Source organism: Vibrio sp. 10N.222.47.A9 (assembly GCF_963872585.1).
In the GTDB taxonomy this organism is placed as follows: domain Bacteria; phylum Pseudomonadota; class Gammaproteobacteria; order Enterobacterales; family Vibrionaceae; genus Vibrio; species Vibrio splendidus.
On sequence record NZ_CAWNBB010000033.1, the window covers coordinates 59,250 to 78,957 of the forward strand.

Below are 19,708 nucleotides of genomic sequence, written 5' to 3' on the forward strand. Positions count from 1 at the left end.
ATAGAAAAGCTAAGTAACTTTTAAGGTTAATGATTTTAAATGACAGAGCAACGCGATGACTTTGATCCAAAAGCTTACAACCCTAGTTTTGGGCGGGCTTTCCTCGCACCTAAGTTATGGGGAACATGGTTAGCTGTAATATTAGCACTCCCAGTAGCCTTACTTCCATTGTGTTTTCATCAATGGTTAGCGCGCATTATTGCTTTAAAGCTATCTAAATCGAAAAAAGGTCCAGCTCACAGAGCCCGGGTAAATTTTGAGCTATGCTTTCCGAAGCTCAGTTTTCAAGAGCGCGAGCAATTAATTTATAAAACACTATACACAGCTAGCGTCTTTGTACTGCGCTTTAGCTTACTTACCTTAAAATCAAAATCCTGGTTACAAGAACAATGTGAATTCTCTGGAAAAGAAAACCTGACTAAACATACCGACAACGGTGAAAACGTCATATTATTAGTCCCGCACTCATGGGCAATTGATATTCCTGCAATAATGCTTGCTTCTATGGGACTCCCAGTTTCAGCGATGGCAAAAAAACAAAAGAACCCAGTGTTTGATTGGCTTATGCATCGTCAAAGAATTCAGTATGGCGGCCGTGTGTATGAACGTTCTGGAGGAATAAAACCATTTATCAAATCAATTAAAGATGGATACTTGGGGTATTACTTACCAGATCAAGACCATGGTGCAGAACTCAGTGAGTTCGTCAGCTTTTTTGATACAACCAAAGCTACCCTACCAGGGCTAAGTAAATTGGCTAAGTTATCTAGAGCTAAGATAGTTCCGCTTTTCGCATCAATCGACCCTGAAACAGGAAAGTACGCCTTAGAGGTACTGCCCGCCCTTGAATTTCAGAGTGAAGATCAGGCAGATGCTCGAGCTATGAACCAAGCTATTGAAACGTTTGTTGAGCCAAAGCCAGAACAATACATGTGGATTCTACAGCTTCTCTATACACAGAAAAATGAAACAAACTTCTACAATTTATTTAAGTCCCGTTACAATCTTGATTGGAAGATTATTACAGACAATCACACGAATAAAGAAAATAAGAAAAAATGACCATACTCACTAATAATCGTTACCTTGTCAGTTCAATTGTTTCTGGCTTCTTTTTTTCATTTTTACTATTAACTGGGGATAGCTATAAGTTTTCAACTCTCCCATTGGTGTTAGTTGCTTTATTTACTCTGCCATGGACATTTAAAAATAGTAACGGCATCTATATTAAGTATACAACTGGTGCAATGTTAGGTTATTTTTTAGTTACCCTATTGTCATTAACAATTAATGGTGGTGATTTAGGTCAACTAGATATGCCTAGCAGAGTTATTTTTGCAGTGGTTGTTATGCTATATATTGCCAATAGCCCTCCATCGATCAAATTTATATTTTATTCTATTTGTCTGGGTGCCAGTATCGCAGGCACACTGGCCATATATCATTATGTAACAACAGGAGAGCGAGCCTTTTACGAAAATGGCTATATGGTGATTCAAGCTGGAGGCATAGCTTCATCACTTGCTTTATTATCAATAGTAGCTCTAATTTATGCGAAACAAACCAAAGAATTGTTGTTAATCACGATATCTAGCGTCAGTATAATTCTAGGTTTATCAGCCACTTTACTTGCAGGTTCGAGAGGAGCCTGGATACTACCACCTTTTATTATTATTTATCTATTTTATATTTATAAAGATAGCTTTTCTTTTCGTTCTAAAGTTATTGCGATACTATCGATAACTGCGACTATTATTTTCATATCCCCAACAATCAAACCCAGAATTGATGCGATGCTTTCAGATATTCATAGATATCAAAATAGTTATTCAAAAACATCTTCCGGGGCTCGTTTAGAAATGTGGAAGTCAGCTACATATTCTGCCTTAGATAAGCCGATATTCGGCCAAGGCTTTGATGGTGTCAAACGAGCAAAGAAGGCACAAATCGAAAAAGGGTTGGTTGACAAACAAGTGTTGAAATCAAAACGTGCACACAATCAATTTTTTGAAGAGCTTCAAACAAAAGGGCTCATAGGATTGTTTACTATGTTTGCCTTCTTCGGAGTTCCACTCTATCTATTATGGAAAAAAATTAGCACATCACGATCTAGAAATAATCAGTATTTTTTTGCGGTAGCGGGAATTGTTCATATAACCTCCGTAATTGGTTTTAGCTTAACTCAACACTATCTCGCTCACCATTCAGGCATCCTTTTTTATTCGATAGGTACCGCTATATTCTTTGGTGCGGCATATTCAAAACATAACGAGCAAGAAACGATAGCATCATGAAAATCCTCATAATAGGACCGTCTTGGGTCGGTGACATGGTGATGTCACAATCTCTATACACAACGCTAAAACAACAATATCCAGGCGCGATTATAGATGTTATCGCTCCAAACTGGTGTAAACCGATTTTGGACCGCATGCCAGAAATCAACCATGCAATCGATATGCCTATTGGCCATGGGGAGTTCAATTTTTTGGGTCGTCGTGCTTTAGGTAAAACACTACGAGCAACTCAATACGACCAAGCTTTCATTTGTCCCAATTCAGCAAAGTCGGCTCTCATCCCTTGGTTTGCTAATATCCCAAAACGAACGGGATGGAAGGGGGAAATGCGCTATGGACTATTGAACGACCTTCGACCAAATAAAAAGTCGTTTCAATATATGGTCGAACGCTATGTCGCGTTAGCACACCCTAAAGAAAGTATGCTTGATTCTAGCTCACTTGGTGGACTCGAAAATTTACCTCGACCAGCTTTAACCATTAACAAGAAAGAGCAACTCGAAACAGCTAGAAAGTTCAACCTAGCTTTAGATGGCGGTATCATCGGCCTTTGTCCTGGGGCGGAATTTGGCCCCGCAAAAAAATGGCCAGAGGCGCACTACGCAGAAGTTGCAACGGCAATGAGTAAAGTGAACAAACAAGTCTGGCTATTTGGTTCGCAAAAAGATCTCGAAACCTGTAATAGTATTAAGAATCTAGTTCCAGAAGGGCTACGCCAAAACATTCATGTATTGGCAGGTCAAACAAGCCTTATTGAAGCTGTAGACTTGCTTGGAGCATGTCAAACTGTAGTCGCGAATGATTCTGGCTTAATGCATGTTGCTGCCGCGGTTGGTTGTAAAGTCGTAGCAGTTTATGGGTCCACATCACCCAAATACACGCCACCTTTAGCAAAGAAAGTTGAAATCGTACATACCGATATTGCCTGTCGACCTTGTTTTAAGCGTGAGTGTCAATTTAACCATCTCAAGTGCTTGAGTGAGCTATCACCAGCACAAGTACTCTCAAGTATTCAAAGACTTGAAGCGATTACGGTTAGTTCATGTTAATTCGCACGCTTTACACTCTATTTCTCACTTTAGTTTCCCCTGTACTATTATTTGGGCTCTATAGAAGCAAGCCAAACAAGCCAAAATTTGGAAATCGTTGGAAAGAACATTTTGGGATAATCCAGAAACTAAAATCAAATGATCGCCCGATCTGGATTCACGCAGTATCAGTAGGTGAGTGCATCGCCGCTACCCCATTAATTAAAGCATTGAAAAATGAAAATCCGACACAACCTATTTTAGTTACAACAACAACAAGTACCGGCGCGGAACAAATTTCAAAGCTTGGTTCTTTGGTCGAACATCGCTACATGCCGATAGATTTTAGGTTTGCAGTTAAGTCTTTTCTAAAAATAATTCAGCCCCGCAAGATGCTAATAATAGAGACCGAACTCTGGCCAAATACTCTCAATGAAGTACACCAATTTGGTGTACCGATAATTATCGTAAATGCTAGGCTTTCTAAAAAATCGTACAATAATTACGCTAAACTTCAGCCAATCTTCAACCTCATTACGCCATGTTTAACTCAAGTATTATGTCAAAATAAAATAGATGCCGATTATTTCCATTCTTTAGGCATCCCCCACGCTAAATTGAAAATCACTGGTTCAATTAAATTCGATATTGAGATATCAACCACAGCTAAAAAATTGGCCAAAGATCTACGACAAAACATTGGGGGTGCTCGCCCCATTTGGATAGCTGCGAGCACTCATAAAGGTGAGGATATTCACATACTGAATGCTCACAAGCAGGTTTTAAAAGAAATACCTAATGCTTTACTTATATTGGTTCCAAGACACCCAGAAAGGTTTAATGATGTTTTTGAGCTGTGTGCACAACAAAACTTTGAGTCAGTTAGACGAACATCAAAGAGACAGGTGAGTAAAACCACTCAGGTATATCTAGGTGACACAGTGGGTGAGATGCTAACGTTTATAGGAGCTAGCGATACTTGCTTCATGGGTGGGAGCTTATTAGGAACGGAGGTCGGGGGGCACAACGTCCTCGAGCCAGCAGCTTTAGGTGTCCCAATTATCACAGGGCCAAGCTACTATAATTTTTCATTTATTGTCGAGAGCCTAATCAACATAGGGGCTATCCAAATATCAACGTCCATAAATTTGGGAAGCACTGTCTCAGACTTACTTTTAGAACATAATCAGCGCGATGAGCAATCAAATAAGCTCCTTGATTTTGTTAAAAAAAATAGCGGCTCTCTAAAGAAAACACTTACCTTAGTTAACGAGTATTAGAATGAATCTTTTTTTAGTTACATCACCATTACAGTATATCTGTGCTGTTGAAGCTCGAGAACACTTACGCTGCAAAAATAACATTCTAGTTCTCATGAATCAAAATGGCACTCACGGGCTAACTCAACAACGAAAAATCGTAAACCTGAAAGATTGGGATTATGTCATTGAAATCGAGCGAGGAAACAGAAGCTTTGTATTTCCTAAAGTAATTAGAGAAGTTAAAAAGCTCCTTAATACGAAAAGGCTGTCTCACTTTTTTTATGCTGAGTATAACGCTTGGTGGACGAAGCTACTTATTCGGAACCTTCCCATCGACAAAGAAATCTATTTTGATGACGGTACATTAACACTTCTTGAGTATCAAAAGTTCATCCTTACAGAGAATGAATTCTATCGACCTCGCCTAATTCAAGATTTTGTCGTTCGTTGTAATGGCAGTAAGCCAATAGGTCGGTTAGCTCAATCTGAAAACCTAGAAATATTTACTATGTTTGATTTAAAACCCAGTAAGTTCACCGTACATAAAAACTCTCTGAAAAGCCTAAAAGGCAAATATGGACATCCCACACTGTATGATGAAAATGCTCCAATAGGTTTTATTGGTCAAGGAGCGATTGGTGACAAAAACCACAAATCCATCGACGAGTATTTGTCAGAAATATTAAAAATTTCACATAATGCACAAAGGGATATCCTTTACTTCCCCCATAGAACAGAAAAAAAACCAGTTCGTGATGCATTAATAAAATCAGGCAAAGTAAAGTATCACTGTAGTGAGTACCCGTTAGAAATAGAGTTAATCGACAAAAAAATCAAACTATCATCACTTATCGGAACATTCTCAACCGTGATGTTTTCATGTCGACTGCTCTACCCTGAAATGCCAATATACTCAATATCGAGTAGCAATCTTGATAAATCCTTTGAACGAGAATTAAAGCAACAGATGCTAAGTAACAACATAAAGGAATTTATTGCTAAGTAGCTCTTTCCATAAAAAACTGAGCCAAGTCAAAATCGATTTCAGTATCAATATCAAATGAGACATCATTATCCATCACGTAAGCATAGGTCTCTGATGTATAACGTATTTCATTATATTCACGGAGCTTTTTTACATCAAAGATGTAAATAGCGCCATTGAGTCGATAATATTGACTTATATCCTGAGATCTTGATAGAGCCTCAGGCCTAATGAAGTCGCCCATAGAGTTATCTTTAGGCAAAGTATTAGACCAAAGAGGGGGGTGTTCACAAGGCGTAACAGATACAACCGAAAATGCTTTCTGTTTGATGAATAGATCTAGAGCTTCATCAATATGTTCTGCTGTTCGCAGAGGAGATGTAGGTTGAAGTAAAACAACAATATCAACATCAGGAGCAAATTTTTCTAGACTATATAATAAAACATCTTCTGTTTTTGCTGTATCTGAAGCTAATTCAGCAGGCCTCAACTCAGGCAATTCAACATCCAATTGACAAGCAACGTCTGCTATCTCTTTATCATCAGTACTGACAAATACACGATCTATATATTGACTCTTTTTTCCTGCCTCTATACTCCAGTTGATTAGTGGCTTACCGGATAAGGGAAGTACATTCTTTCTAGGTAAACGTTTACTCCCACCTCTAGCAGGAATAAATGCCATGATCTTCTTATTACTTAACATCTCTATATCCCTAATGCATGAATATCGGCTTGAGCTCGATTAAAGTCATCCATACGGCCTATATCTAGCCAGTACTCATGAATAGGGAACATTAGCACTTTCTCTCTCTCTTTCATGTGCTGCTCCAACAAAGTCGGCATATCAATATTATAATTTTGGGGAACTGAATTTATAACTCTTGGGGATACTACGTAAATACCAGCATTAACAAAAAATCGTTGAACAGGCTTTTCAACCATACTCGTAATTTTATTCCCTTCTCCATTGATGACACCATAAGGGATTTGATAGTCATACTCTCTAACGCACATGGTTGCATCAGCATCATTTTCTAAATGAAAATCGAGTAAACGTTTAAAGTCCACTTTGGTCAACACGTCTCCATTAATCATGATGATTGGCAACTCTTTAGGAAGATCGTCTGGTAGTAACCCCAAAGCTCCTCCGGTACCTAAGGGTTGCTCCTCATGAACGTATTGAATGGAGACGCCATATTCTTCGCCATTACCAAAGTGATCTTGAATTTGTTCTGGCATGTAGTGTGTTGAAATGTAGAAGTTCACAAAGCCAGCTTTGATGAAACTTCGTATCACAGTTTCAAGAATAGGCTTATCGCCAATTTTAAGCATCGGCTTAGGGCAATTATCCGTCAAAGGACGTAAACGAGTTCCAAAACCACCGGCCATAATAAAGACAGGGTTTTTCACTAAAGGGTGACTTAATATATCCTGCAGCGTCTCTAACCCAACGACAACCCCACTCTCACTCACTAACGGAATTGACAAAATACCTTTTAGTTCCATCAATTCAATAAGCTGTTCTCTTGAGGTTCCAAGAGTTGCAGTTATTGGGGATGTATTCATAACCGTCGATATTTCATCGTTTAATGAAAGTTTATTCAATAAACCTCTACGAATATCTCCATCAGTCACAACTCCGATGAGGCAACCTTTATCATTGATGACCAGAACAACACGTAATGCTTCTTTATCAAGAATATCCAGCGCATCTAGAATTGTTGATGATGGTACTAGCTGCACATTTTTCCACTCATGACTCATAGGCAATCACCATTCCACTTTACACATTTATTTATTTTTATCGGTTCGATTTCTAATTTGTCTTGATTCATTTATCTAATTTCTTTATCAAATCACATATCCGCTTGATGTCTTCCGCCGTATAGCGACTATCTAACGGTAATGACAGAATAGTGTCACACAGTAAACTCGGCGCTTGCCTGATTTTGGGCCAATGAACAGCTAAAAAGATAGAATGCCCCATTAATGCCTTTCGAACTCTATCGCGATTCATTAATAATAACGGCAAGAAAGATGGGAAGTTTGCATTAATGTCTATGAACTGCTCTGAATCGAGCGTTGCTTTAGCAACTCCCAAGTTCTCAACTCGGGCTTTCTGCTCATTTCGGTAATTAAGGGAAAACTGACAAGCTAAGAATACACTTCTGTCTTCTGGCTCATACACTCCAGAACATTCATCAAGTAAGCTCTCTGCATTGGAAAAGAGTGGTAGGTAATCACTCTCTTTCCCTACTGAAGCATTAAGGTATTGAGATTTAGCAGATTTCGCTTTGTACTTAAGAGTAGAAAAGTTAGGTAGTCGTTCTTTGCGTAGTTCTTTTAACGGTGTACTCGACACTAACTGGCTAAAGTCAGCTACAGCTGTAATTTTTCTTAAACTATTGAAGTAACACCATGGTACTTCAGCAGGAATTTTAGGCGCTTCAATACCAAATACGTCATCGATAATGAGTGGTGTATCTGTGTTTTTAATTAGCTTGTCGAAGGAGTGACTCTCGTGGCCAAAATATTTCACGAGATATATGGCACTGATGCTTCCTAGTTCATTGGGCAGCTCAAATTCAAAGTCTTCTCGAACTTGATAAAATTGAACTTCAATATCAAATTCAAGTAAGACATCAACAACTATCTGACACACGAAGTCCGGAACAAGAACCTTCTTTCGTTGAAGAGACATAGAGCGAATTGCCCACCTTAGTGATGAACGTCCACTATTGGTTACACCATAGAAAAGACCTTCATTCTCAAGTTCTTGCTCTCCGCCGACCATTTTAGTCTCAGTACTTAACATCATAAAATTGCTTTGTTTTTAAACTGCTTAGTTCAACGGTTTTAAGAGTTTGCACAACTTTCTCAGAGCTGTTACCACGCCCGTAAGGATTCACGATATGCTTTAAAGATGCCATAAATTCCGGAGCATAAACCTCAGCTAATGCCGAAGTGAGATCAGCCTTGTTTACACTCACATCGATTGTGCTATTCGCCCTCACACGCCCTTTTTGACGGTTACCAATATTAATAGTTGCGAGTTTGAACGACGGCGCCTCCACAATACCACTTGAAGAGTTTCCTACTACAGCATCCATATACTGCAACGCTGACAAATAACGAAGTTGTCCTAGAGAGGTAAATGCAATCGCTTTCTCAGTGTTTTCAGCGACATACTTATCTATCATCTTATTTATCAATCGACCACCTACGTCAGCATTCGCCTTAGTGAAGATGACTAACGTATGCTCCAAAGTGTCTAATGCACTAAGGATCTCTCGAAAATCTCTTTCGACTTCTGCGATATCTTGTGTAGTTTCAGGGTGATAAGTGAAAAGTAAATTCCGCTCTTTTAATTTACAAGATATGGAGTTTTCAAACTCATCTTTCGACATCAACTGCATACGAAGTAAGTTATCAAGGCCGACTTCTCCGACGGTGAATACACGCTCTGGTTGCTCACCCATCTGAATAACTCGAGTGGAATACTCATCCATCGCAGTAAAATGTAGCTGGGATAACTTAGTTATAGCATGACGAATTAACTCATCGATCGCACCTTCGGTAAGCTCTCCACCACTCAAGTGCGCAACGGGAATGCGGGCAATATTTGCCGCAGAAACGATAGGGATCAGTTCATAACGATCCCCTAATACGACAACAATATCGGGCTTTAACTCATCAAACACCTCTGAAAAGCTGATTTGCGCAAGGCCCATGCTCTTACTAACTCCAACCGGAGTATCCGAGGAAAGAAGGATTTCTACTGTCTTATTCACGACAAATCCATCATCAAGAATTTGCTGATTCGTTAAACCAAACTCTGGAGATAAATGACTACCTGTTGATATAACTTGAAGCTCAAGCGCTGAATCGCTTTGAATGTCTTCAAGTAAGCACTTTAACAATCCGTATTCAGCTCGTGTCGCTGTGACTACACATATTTTGCGCATCAGATTAGCTCTCCAACTTGATAGTCTCTCTTCGCGATTGAATCAACGACTTCATCCCATCGAGTTGGAGAAATACCGTTACCAGGGCGCTTGATTTCAAGCATATCTGCTGAGATAACTTGTCCGGCCGAAATCGCCTTACCTGCAATAATGCTCTTTCTTACAATATCGCGGTTCGCTTTTTCCGTTTTGGTTGGTATTTTCCAACCAGAACCCATCGCTTTTTCTATGTTGCGAATAGCGGTTACCATATCTGACAGTTCATTAGGTTCTAGACTTGCCTTGTGGTCAGGGCCTTCCATTTGGTTGTCTAGAGTAAAATGTTTTTCGATAACTTTAGCCCCAATAGCCACTGCGGCAATTGGAATTTCAATACCTAACGTATGATCTGAGTACCCAACGGCAATACCCGGGAAGGCTTTTTGTATCGTTAACATCGCTGTTAAGTTTACGTCTCCTGGCGATGTCGGATAGTCTGTCGTCGCGTGCAGAACTGTAATCTCTTCAAGTGACAAGCCCGCGTCAACAAGCGTAGCTATAGCATGTTCAACTTCGAATAAGTAGCCCATCCCAGTAGAGATAATAACGGGCTTTTTAAAACCAGCAATATGACGTAGGAAAGGTGTATTCGTTAACTCCCCTGAGCCTATTTTGAAGACGTCTTGTAGATCATCAAGGAACGTTGCGCTCTGTTCTTCATCAGGTGTCGACATAAAAGTGATCGCTTTCGCGTCACAGTATGCTTTTAAGTCGGCAAAATCATCGTAGGTCAATTCAAGACGTTTGAGCATTTCAAACTGAGTTTCTTCTCGCTGAGTGTTCTCCACTTGATACTCAGCCATTTGAGCATCTTCAGTGACGAGTAACTCCGTTTTCCAAGTTTGGAACTTTACAGCATCAACCCCAGCCTCTACCGCCGCGTCAATCAATTTCTTAGCTAGACCAATGTCACCATTATGGTTAACACCTGCTTCTGCGATAATAAAAGTCTTGTTTGTCATAGTTACCTCTAAGCTCGGTATAACTGGAATAGTTTCGGAGTAGTAGAATCTTTACTTTGGTCAATCCATATTCGATTCAACATCTGGCGTTTTTCGGGCAAAAAATCCAGCCCTGCAATATAAAATGGCATCGTTAAAGGAGAGAATTTCGACTTAAACTTGAATAAACTGTCGTCAGGAGAAGAGGTTCGACCTCCACCTAGCATCATGTAGCGACAACCTTGGGTTTTAGCATGCTCAAAAGCGGCATCAAGTAGCAAATAATTGCCATTTTCCTTAGCGATATCCTGATTATTAGCAGACAAGTGATAGTGCGCGAGTTCTTTACCGCACATGAAAAAGCCCACTGAAGCATATGTACTTTCTTTCTTTGTGGCGAGTAAAGACACACCATCTAAAGCATTCAAATCATTGAAGTAGCTTTCTTGGAAGTAAAAAAAGTCACTGGCTGAGTTTTTCTTCATTGTTTCATAGTACATCTCCATAAAATCAGAGAGTTGTACTGATGTTGTATCGACAGATAAGTTTTTCTCAGCTCTCTTAACGATGTTTCTTGTTGTTTTTGAGTATGATTTTCGGCGCTCTTCTGTGTTCTTTTCTAGATCAACAATAACGACTTGGCGCTCAGGGAAATGCATGTCAAATAACGACGGCATTTCACCGACAGTATTAAAAGGGTGAAAACGGATGAACTCGCACACAATGTTCTGAGCTTTGCAATGCTCTCTGTAGGCACTAAATGCACGCTGCAAAAATAACGTATCTGAAGAGTTAGAAATTGGACCTCCGTAACCGTAAGGTGTTTCTAAATCATACAACTCTTCAGTGATATCTTGCCCAGCAACACTTCGGATTGGACGTTTTAAAGCACTAAACCGAACATAAGAGCTATCCTCATCATACTGAAATTCAAAATGTTCACCATCGCCTTCATATAGCGCAGAGTATTCTCGCTGGTAGTATATGTCTGACGGCAAATCTGTAATGGTAATATTCGTCATCATTCAGCTCTAAGAATTGGAGTACTAGGTAAATTAACCAAATGCGCTTCAATAAACTCAGATTGAGTTAGATCGCCACACATGGCATTTTCAAACATGGGTAAACGATGCATTAACTTCCAGATTGGGCGAGTCATGACACCAGCAGCATTCGTCTCCTGCAGTATATGTTCACGAAGTTCAACATCAGGACAAATAATGGCATTCAACCAATAGTTGGATTTAGCGTACTTGGGTTCGACAACAAACTTAATGTCAGTCCCTTCAAACAGACTTATGTATTGATTAGCAAGACTGCGTTTTTGAATAAGGTATTGCTCAATCACTTCCATCTGTGCACAACCAAGCGCTGCATTCAGATTTGGCATGCGGTAGTTAAAACCTGGCTCATCATGGAAAAATTCATAAGGATGAGGCACTTTCGCTGTCGTAGTGACATGCTTGGTTCGTGCTCCTAGTTCTTGAGTTTTACATAGAACCATACCGCCACCACCAGTGGTAATGATTTTGTTGCCATTGAAGCTGACTGCACTCACATCACCAATAGTACCGGTGTGCTTACCTTTATAGAAAGAACCTAGGCTTTCTGCTGCATCTTCTACTAAAACAAGATTCCATTTCAGGCAAACTGCAACCAGCTCATCAAGCTCTACAGGGTGGCCAAAGGTATGCATAGGGACAACCGCTTTAATTCGTTTGCCTGTATTCTTGTGAATACACCCCGTCTTGGTTACTTCAGCATGCTCACTTAAGAATGCATCTACAGCTTTAGGGCATAGGCCTAAGCTCACAGGAGAAACATCCACAAAAATAGGCTCTGCACCCATATGATAAAGAGCGTTGCAAGTTGCAACGAAAGTCAGAGCTTGTGTAATAACAAGGTCTCCTCGTTGAACATCAGCCATGTACAAGGCCGCATGTAGTGCTGCAGTACCATTGACTGTCGCTACCGCTTTAGCCGCACCTGTATACGCTTCAATCTTTCGCTCAAAGTCATCAACAAATTTACCAACGCTAGAAACAAAAGTACTTTCAATCGTTTCCATAACATAGGCTTTTTCGTTGCCATTAAACGTTGGTGCGTGCAACGGAATGAATTCATTAGTTCTATAAGTATCTCTAACAAATTCAACAATAGATGTCGCTTTCATTACTTACTCCGCTTACATCTTACTATCGAGGTATTTACCCGTTTCTTTGTGCCCGAAATCAGGGATCATGGTAAAGAATAGTTTTACAATTTGACCCTTAGTCCAAGCTCTCTCGCCTTTCATCGCTAAAATGCTGTCTTCGAATAGGGTTAGTAATTCTTGGTCATAAAGTGGATCGTTTTTAATGATTCCAAGATTTGCAAATCGAGACATGTCCAACTCTTCTTTATCCGTGAAAAACTCTTCAAAGTCTTTCTCACCCGTTGTATCGCTAGCTGTGAACAAACATGGCCACTTTCCTTGTTCAGGAAGTGTATGAGCCAATTGTCGAGCTTCTTCTTCTGTTTCACACAAGTGAGGCTCATAGCCGAGTTGCTCTAAATATTTCACGGCAATATCAGCAAACGAAATAAGATGAAGTGCTTCACTCAACTTAGGAAAGAAAATGTCACGGTTTTCACCAAAGATACAAGACATTAGACATAGCTCACCTGACTCTTGAGGTGTCACGAAGTAACGCTTGATATCGTTTGGAGCCACGATAGGTTGGCGTTTTTGAATACGCTGATTGAAACCATGCAACAATGAACCATCTGAGAACGCAACATTGGCAAAGCGCGCTGTTGAGATAGCCATTTGTTCACTCTTACGCATTAGGAACATCTCCATGATACGCTTTGATGCGCCCATCATATTGACTGGGTTTGCCGCTTTATCAGTAGAAACGCAGAAGTACTTTTTAGCACCCGCATCAATAGACTGTTGAATGGTTTTATCTGTATTAAATACGTTTACATCGATCATTCGCATCAATGTATAGGGATCTTTCTCGCTTCTAACATGCTTAAGTGCTGATAGGTTCAACACATAATCAAACTTGCCATCAGCTTTGATAAACGCGTCATACTCTAGAGAACCAATATCTAACGCAAATGTTTGAAAATCACCATCGATGTAACCAAATGAGCTACGAATATCACGAACCAGTTCAACCATGTTGTTTTCGCTAATATCAACGACATGCAACTTCTTCGGGTTACGTTTGAAGATTTCTTTGGTTACAGCTTGGCCAATTGAGCCTGCACCGCCAAGCACTAGGAAGCGAGATTCCGAAACAATGCGCGATAACTCAGATTCATTACTAGAAATATCTTGAGGGAAAAGGGACTCGGTACGACCGATAAGGGGGAGAATGGCATTCATATTAATATCTATACTCTAATAATTTATAATCTAAGTCATGCGCACAGGCAAAAGCGTAACTAATCATCTACATTGACCTTGTCGTTAGTAATCTGACTAAACTCGGTACTGGTCCAAAAAATGTCATTTTTCAAACGCTCTTTTTCAAAAGATCTTTTTAATCTTGACCAGTTACCTTGCTTCCAAGTATCGCCTTGTTGTTGATAGCACTTATCAAAATCTATAATCCATACCTTGTCAGCACCGTCAATCAGAATATTATGGATATTCAAGTCAGTATGATTTACTTGTGCGGCATGCATTTTACGAATCTCGTTACCGATTTTCTGATACATAGTTTTAGTTAATGGTTTCTCTTTAAGGATAGCAACAAGATCTCGAGCATCTGCCACTTTTTCACTTAACAAATCCGCTCTATAAGTAAATCCGCTTTTTACAACACGTGCAGCAATTGGCCGTGGTACGTGGACATTAGACTCCCGAAGGTAATTAAGAAGCGTCAACTCTTGGAAACTTCTAGTGTTTTCTTCCCCATTAAACCAATAACTATCTTCAATTAGTTTACTAAACAATCCACCGCGTCGGTAGTGGCGTAATGCAGCTTGTGCCGAATCTAATTGAACAAACCAAGTTGTTCCTCGCCCGAATGCACTGCCGACAATGCAACTTTTCTCTCGCCAATAGTCAGCATCAAACGCAAACTGCACTTGCTTTTCATCAATCACTGTTTGATCAAACCAAATTATCTGATTGTCGAGTCTAAGTGTTTGCATACAAGGATACCTGTCTTAATAGATCGTTTTATTTTACATTCCTAGGTCTCAACTGCATAATTCTTATTAATCATATCGATAGAGTTTGCTATATGTCTTTGTTCAAGTCCGCTCCAAAATCCCTTTGTGTCTTGCGCCTTTCTGCTATTGGCGATGTATGTAACACCATTGCCGCGATTCAGTCGATTCAGCGATACTGGCCCGAAACAAAGATAACTTGGATAACAGGCAAACTTGAATCTCAACTCCTTCAATCTATAGACAACGTAGAAGTCATAGTATTCGATAAAAAAGCGGGAATAAAAGGCTATATTCAGCTCTGGAAATCTTTGAAGGGTCGACAGTTTGATGCTCTCTTGCACATGCAATACGCCCTAAGAGCTAGCGTTGCGACTCTAGGCATCAACGCCAAATATAAGTTGGGGTTTGATGCTTTACGTAGCCAAGACTTTCAGACTTTGTTCACCAATATAAAGGTTCCCTCCCCGACCACAATGCACGTTCTCGATGGTTTAATGGCTTTTACTCACACTTTAGGTGTGCCAAAAGCACGACCAACTTGGGCGTTAAGCTATAGCAAAGCAGACAAATTATGGGCACAAGAACAACTCTCCAGCTCAAACAAAAAACTAGTTATTGTTCCTGCTGCGAGCAAAGGTTATAAGAATTGGACAGTGCAAGGTTACGTTGATGTCATTATCCATGCACGGCAATCAGGGTGGCATGTCACGTTAGCAGGAAGCCCTGCTAAAATTGAAGTCGAATTAGCTCAAGATATTCAAAAAAAATTAGGCGCACCTTGTCTAAACCTCGTTGGCAAAAGCAGCATACTTGAAATGTTAGCTCTCATTGACAACGCTACAATGGTAATAGCACCAGATACTGGACCGACTCATATGGCTAATGCTATGAGCACCCCAGTTATTGGTTTATATGCACACCATAACCCTGATAGAACTGGCCCATACAACTATCAACAGTATGTTGTTTCAGCGTATGAAGAAGCAATCCAAGCTGAGCACAATAAACCGTCAGATCAATTGGATTGGCGAACTCGTGTAAAAGATCCTCTTGCAATGCAGAGGATACCCAGTAAAAAAGTCATTGATATGTTTGAATCAGTGGCTAAAGATCTTCGTTTGTAATTGAAGCAAGCGAACCATAATTCCCATGGCTAAATATGGTGTGGTCCATATTTCTGTATAATTCGATATTTAACTAAATTTAGGTAATTACAGTGGCGAAACCAACCCTTGCAGTTGCACTTATTGTAAAAAATGAAACCAAGCACCTTCGAGATTGCTTAGAGACGGTTCACGGCTGGGTTGATGAAATTATCATTCTGGACTCAGGAAGCACGGACGATACTAAAGGTATAGCTCTTGAATATACTGACAAGTTCTTTGTAAATAAAGACTGGAAAGGGTTTGGTCGACAGCGTCAATTAGCTCAACAACACGTGTCCTCTGACTTTGTACTTTGGTTAGATGCAGATGAACGGGTCACTCCAGAGCTAAAAAAAGAAATCATAGATGTTATAGAAAAAGCCCTACCAAAGACTGCCTACAAAATAAATCGACTAAGCGATGCATTTGGTAAAGTAATTCACCATTCCGGTTGGTCACCTGACTGGGTAGTTAGGCTCTATAATATAAAGGATGGCAGATACAATAGTGCACTCGTGCACGAGAAAGTGATTATTGATAACGACATTACAGTTCAAAAACTCAATGGTCGATTACTCCACTTCACTTATGACAACCTGCATCACTATATCAATAAAACGACTGGTTACTTGAAAGCTTGGACAGACGAACGTGAAGGAAAGAAAAAAGCAGGCCTATCTACAGCTTTAATCCATGCGTTAGGTTGTTTCGTAAAAATGTATATCATTAAGCGAGGCTTTCTCGACGGGAAACATGGGTTTATTCTTGCTTGGTTAGCAACTCATTCAACTTTTATCAAATACATCGATTTGTATCTACGATCAGAGCAGAAAAAAAATGAAATGTAGTTTAATTATAACGACTTACAACTGGAAGGAAGCATTAAGTGCCGTTCTTGATAGTGTCACCATACAAAGCACACTACCAGATGAAGTCATAATTGCCGATGATGGTTCAAAAAAAGACACCGCAGAGTTAGTTAAACAATATCAAGGTTCTTTCCCGGTACCTCTTATTCATTCGTGGCACGAAGATAATGGCTTCCGTTTGTCCATGAGTCGAAATAGAGCAATAGCAAAAGCTTGCGGCGATTATATAATCATGATCGACGGCGATATTCTTCTTTCCCCAACATTTATTGAGTCACATGTTCGAGCGGCTAAAAAGCAACAATTTGTCCAAGGCGGTAGAGCTCTACTCGGTGAAGAAATCAGCGAAAGACTGATGCGAACAAAATCAATGCCGACACTATTTTCCGAAGATATTCGTAATCGTAAAAACTGCATATCAAACCCTTTTCTTGCGAGAATATTTTCCTATATCCGAAACAGTGATAAAGCAACTCGCGGATGTAACATGGCTTTCTGGAAATCAGATGTCATTGATGTAAATGGTTTTAATCAAGATTTTGTTGGTTGGGGAAGAGAAGACAGTGAATTTGTACACCGCATGCTCAATAAGGGTACTAATAGACTATATTTGAAATTTGCTGGGGTTGGTTATCACCTTTACCACCCAGAAAATTCGCGAGGTTCTCTGCCCGAAAACGATGCTATTCTTGATAATACAGTCAATCAAAAACTTACTTTCTGTCAAAATGGAATCAACCAATTTATAAGTGAGAAAGGCTGTGACTAAAAAGGTTATCTACCCTGGAACATTCGACCCTATCACTAACGGTCACTTAGACATCATTGAGCGTGCTGCAAAAATGTTCGATGAAGTGCTAATTGGTGTGGCTGCTAGTCCTTCAAAAAAAACTATGTTCAGTTTACCTGAGCGAGTAGAGTTAATAGAACAGGCAACTTCGCATATAAACAATACTTCTGTTGCCGGCTTTAGCGGTTTATTGGTGGACTTTGCTAAAGAGCAAGATGCAAATATCTTGATTAGAGGCTTAAGAACAACAGTAGACTTTGAATATGAATTTGGTTTAACCAGTATGTATAGAAAGCTATTGCCCGGCATTGAAAGTGTATTTTTAACACCATCTGAAGAATATGCCTTTCTATCATCAACTATAGTTCGAGAAGTCGCCATTCATGGTGGAGACATCAGTGGCTTTGTCCCGAATACAGTCAACACAGCTATAATCGACAAGGTTACGAAATGAGCCTGACAAAGTTTAAGTACTATGTAACTCATGGGCTGATATCAATCCTCCCTCCAGCGGTTTTTCGTTATAGAGCTAAAAAATTGCTCACCGATATTGAACAGAAAAGGCGTGAGGAAGTAATGAGTCGCGTTGACTATTACAACAAACTTACTCAACCCTTTGAACTAAATAACGAAGTACAAACTGTAAAAAACTTCAAGAAAACGGGGGGAAATACTTACTACTTCGATTTATTAAAAGTAATTAAAGGTTTTGACCCTGAAAATCGATTTTCGGTTTTAAACGGTGATATTAGGCACATACCCGAACAGCCAAGCTTTTTAAAAAGCCGGCCAATTACAGGTGAAAATCAGAACTGTGTTGTTTTGAAATTGAATGCAATTCGTCACTTCCAATTTGTTGATGACAAATTAAGCTTTAGAGATAAAAAGGATATGGTGGCATGGAGAGGCGTCGGATTTCAGCCTCACAGACAAGTAGTGATCAAACAATTTTACAATCACCCAATGTGTAATTTAGGCCAAACTCGCCCCCATGAAGGCCAACCTTGGGAAAAAGGTTTTATGTCTATTGAAGAACAACTTCAATACAAGTTTCTTTTGGCGATAGAAGGAAACGATGTAGCTACTAACCTAAAATGGTCGATGTCGTCAAACTCGCTAGTATTAATGTCTAAGCCAAAATATGAAACTTGGTTCATGGAAGGTCAACTCCTTGCTGGGCATCACTACGTAGAACTAAAAAACGACTATTCAGATCTTCCTGACAAAGTTGGGTACTTCATTGACCATCCAGAAGAAGCAGAGGCCATAATCCGAAACGCAAACAAATGGGTCGAACAATTTAAAGATACAAAGCAAGAGCGACTCATATCCTTACTTGTTGCTCAGAAGTACTTTGAAAAATCAGGACAATCGCTCTAAAAAATTGCAGGGCCACCAAAATTCTTAGCTCTGGCACTCTTCACAAAAGAACGTGTTCCGCTGCCCTATTTTTAACTCTTGGATTAGAGCTTCACAGTTAGGGCACTTTTCACCGGCTTTCCCATAAACTTGCAGTTCTTGAGCGAAATACCCCGGCTTGCCATCTGCTTGTGCGAAGTCTTTTAGCGTGGTGCCACCTTGTTTAATCGCGGTGGCGAGCACTTGTTTGATTTCTTCAGTTAACAAGGTCCACTCGGCTTGAGTTATCTTATTAGCAGGGCGAAGTGGATGAATTCGTGAAGAAAATAGTGCTTCATTGGCATAGATGTTTCCCACGCCCACCACCACTTTATTGTCCATGATGAACTGTTTAACGGCCACTTTACGTTTTGCGGCTTTTTCAGAGATGTAGTCAGCATTGAAATCGTCAGTTAGTGGCTCAGGACCAGAACCCAGTAATACAGTATGTATCTCATCAGGCGCCGACCACAGCCAAGCGCCAAAGCGGCGCGGATCGTTGTAGCGCAATACTTTGCCATTGGTGAGCTTAAGATCCACGTGATCGTGTTTTGCTGGCGGAAAATCGGCATCTAACACGCGCAGTGAGCCAGACATACCGAGGTGAACTATAGCTGTGCCCATATCGGTTTCAATCAATAGGTACTTTGCGCGACGCGAGATTGAACGAATCACCTGCCCTTCTAATCGCTTAAGTTCTTGAGGGATATCCCAGCGCAGCTTAGGCGTGCGAAAAGTCAGGGATTTAATCTTCTCACCGACTAAATGAGGCGAGATCCCCATACGGCTTACTTCAACTTCGGGTAATTCAGGCAT

At 40.1% G+C, this 19,708-nt stretch carries 20 protein-coding genes; 10 read left to right on the forward strand and 10 right to left on the reverse strand.

Features of this window, described 5'->3' with window-relative positions:
• Window positions 1-39 precede the first annotated feature (39 nt).
• Genes lpxM through AACT19_RS09760 form a run of 5 tightly spaced genes read left to right on the forward strand, consistent with a single transcriptional unit; the run spans window position 40 to window position 5,593 of the window.
• Window positions 40-1,062, forward strand: coding sequence for a lauroyl-Kdo(2)-lipid IV(A) myristoyltransferase (gene lpxM, locus AACT19_RS09740; RefSeq protein ID WP_004733221.1), 1,023 nt, complete (start codon window positions 40-42; stop codon window positions 1,060-1,062).
• The gene (locus AACT19_RS09745) at window positions 1,059-2,294 is read left to right on the forward strand and encodes an O-antigen ligase family protein (protein ID WP_004733220.1); all 1,236 of its coding nucleotides are present in this window, start codon (window positions 1,059-1,061) and stop codon (window positions 2,292-2,294) included. The genes lpxM and AACT19_RS09745 overlap by 4 nt, the downstream gene beginning before the upstream one ends.
• Window positions 2,291-3,346: a lipopolysaccharide heptosyltransferase II gene (gene waaF / locus AACT19_RS09750; RefSeq protein ID WP_083717877.1), complete on the forward strand. Its 1,056-nt coding sequence runs from the start codon at window positions 2,291-2,293 to the stop codon at window positions 3,344-3,346. The genes AACT19_RS09745 and waaF overlap by 4 nt, the downstream gene beginning before the upstream one ends.
• On the forward strand, window positions 3,340-4,605 hold the full coding sequence (gene waaA / locus AACT19_RS09755; protein ID WP_076646100.1) for a lipid IV(A) 3-deoxy-D-manno-octulosonic acid transferase: 1,266 nt from the start codon (window positions 3,340-3,342) through the stop codon (window positions 4,603-4,605). The genes waaF and waaA overlap by 7 nt, the downstream gene beginning before the upstream one ends.
• A 1-nt stretch (window position 4,606) precedes the next feature.
• Window positions 4,607-5,593: a glycosyltransferase family 52 gene (locus AACT19_RS09760; RefSeq protein ID WP_004733215.1), complete on the forward strand. Its 987-nt coding sequence runs from the start codon at window positions 4,607-4,609 to the stop codon at window positions 5,591-5,593.
• Here AACT19_RS09760 and AACT19_RS09765 read toward each other — a convergent pair.
• From AACT19_RS09765 to AACT19_RS09805, 9 genes are all read right to left on the reverse strand, one after another.
• Entirely contained in the window at window positions 5,586-6,278 is a 693-nt protein-coding gene (locus AACT19_RS09765; RefSeq protein WP_004733212.1) for an acylneuraminate cytidylyltransferase family protein, read from the reverse strand. The genes AACT19_RS09760 and AACT19_RS09765 overlap by 8 nt on opposite strands.
• A gap of 2 nt (window positions 6,279-6,280) precedes the next feature.
• A complete protein-coding gene (locus AACT19_RS09770; RefSeq protein WP_004733210.1) occupies window positions 6,281-7,339 on the reverse strand; it encodes a nucleotidyltransferase family protein in 1,059 nt (352 codons plus the stop codon).
• 67 nt (window positions 7,340-7,406) lie between these two features.
• On the reverse strand, window positions 7,407-8,393 hold the full coding sequence (locus tag AACT19_RS09775; RefSeq protein WP_017093634.1) for a pyridoxal phosphate-dependent transferase: 987 nt from the start codon (window positions 8,391-8,393) through the stop codon (window positions 7,407-7,409).
• Window positions 8,377-9,540, reverse strand: a complete 1,164-nt coding sequence (gene neuC / locus AACT19_RS09780) for a UDP-N-acetylglucosamine 2-epimerase (protein ID WP_004733206.1) — start codon at window positions 9,538-9,540, stop codon at window positions 8,377-8,379. The genes AACT19_RS09775 and neuC overlap by 17 nt, the downstream gene beginning before the upstream one ends.
• Entirely contained in the window at window positions 9,540-10,541 is a 1,002-nt protein-coding gene (gene neuB / locus AACT19_RS09785; protein ID WP_004733204.1) for an N-acetylneuraminate synthase, read from the reverse strand. The genes neuC and neuB overlap by 1 nt, the downstream gene beginning before the upstream one ends.
• A gap of 8 nt (window positions 10,542-10,549) precedes the next feature.
• Window positions 10,550-11,542, reverse strand: coding sequence for a GNAT family N-acetyltransferase (locus AACT19_RS09790; protein WP_017093633.1), 993 nt, complete (start codon window positions 11,540-11,542; stop codon window positions 10,550-10,552).
• Complete coding sequence (locus tag AACT19_RS09795; protein ID WP_017093632.1) at window positions 11,542-12,693, reverse strand: LegC family aminotransferase; 1,152 nt, start codon at window positions 12,691-12,693, stop codon at window positions 11,542-11,544. The genes AACT19_RS09790 and AACT19_RS09795 overlap by 1 nt, the downstream gene beginning before the upstream one ends.
• Window positions 12,694-12,705: 12 nt before the next feature.
• Entirely contained in the window at window positions 12,706-13,896 is a 1,191-nt protein-coding gene (locus tag AACT19_RS09800) for a UDP-N-acetylglucosamine 4,6-dehydratase (RefSeq protein ID WP_017093631.1), read from the reverse strand.
• 59 nt (window positions 13,897-13,955) lie between these two features.
• On the reverse strand, window positions 13,956-14,669 hold the full coding sequence (locus AACT19_RS09805) for a 3-deoxy-D-manno-octulosonic acid kinase (protein ID WP_004733197.1): 714 nt from the start codon (window positions 14,667-14,669) through the stop codon (window positions 13,956-13,958).
• 92 nt (window positions 14,670-14,761) lie between these two features.
• Here AACT19_RS09805 and AACT19_RS09810 point away from each other — a divergent pair, with 92 nt between their 5' ends.
• From AACT19_RS09810 to AACT19_RS09830, 5 genes are all read left to right on the forward strand, one after another.
• Entirely contained in the window at window positions 14,762-15,814 is a 1,053-nt protein-coding gene (locus AACT19_RS09810; protein WP_004733195.1) for a glycosyltransferase family 9 protein, read from the forward strand.
• A gap of 92 nt (window positions 15,815-15,906) precedes the next feature.
• A complete protein-coding gene (locus AACT19_RS09815) occupies window positions 15,907-16,683 on the forward strand; it encodes a glycosyltransferase family 2 protein (RefSeq protein WP_004733194.1) in 777 nt (258 codons plus the stop codon).
• The gene (locus tag AACT19_RS09820; protein ID WP_004733192.1) at window positions 16,673-17,473 is read left to right on the forward strand and encodes a glycosyltransferase family 2 protein; all 801 of its coding nucleotides are present in this window, start codon (window positions 16,673-16,675) and stop codon (window positions 17,471-17,473) included. The genes AACT19_RS09815 and AACT19_RS09820 overlap by 11 nt, the downstream gene beginning before the upstream one ends.
• On the forward strand, window positions 17,466-17,948 hold the full coding sequence (gene coaD, locus AACT19_RS09825; RefSeq protein WP_004733190.1) for a pantetheine-phosphate adenylyltransferase: 483 nt from the start codon (window positions 17,466-17,468) through the stop codon (window positions 17,946-17,948). The genes AACT19_RS09820 and coaD overlap by 8 nt, the downstream gene beginning before the upstream one ends.
• Window positions 17,945-18,874, forward strand: coding sequence for a glycosyl transferase family 90 (locus AACT19_RS09830; RefSeq protein ID WP_004733188.1), 930 nt, complete (start codon window positions 17,945-17,947; stop codon window positions 18,872-18,874). Before coaD ends, AACT19_RS09830 begins: the two co-directional genes overlap by 4 nt.
• A gap of 24 nt (window positions 18,875-18,898) precedes the next feature.
• On the opposite strand, the gene mutM is transcribed toward AACT19_RS09830, so the two are convergent.
• Window positions 18,899-19,708, reverse strand: a complete 810-nt coding sequence (mutM, locus tag AACT19_RS09835) for a bifunctional DNA-formamidopyrimidine glycosylase/DNA-(apurinic or apyrimidinic site) lyase (protein ID WP_004733186.1) — start codon at window positions 19,706-19,708, stop codon at window positions 18,899-18,901.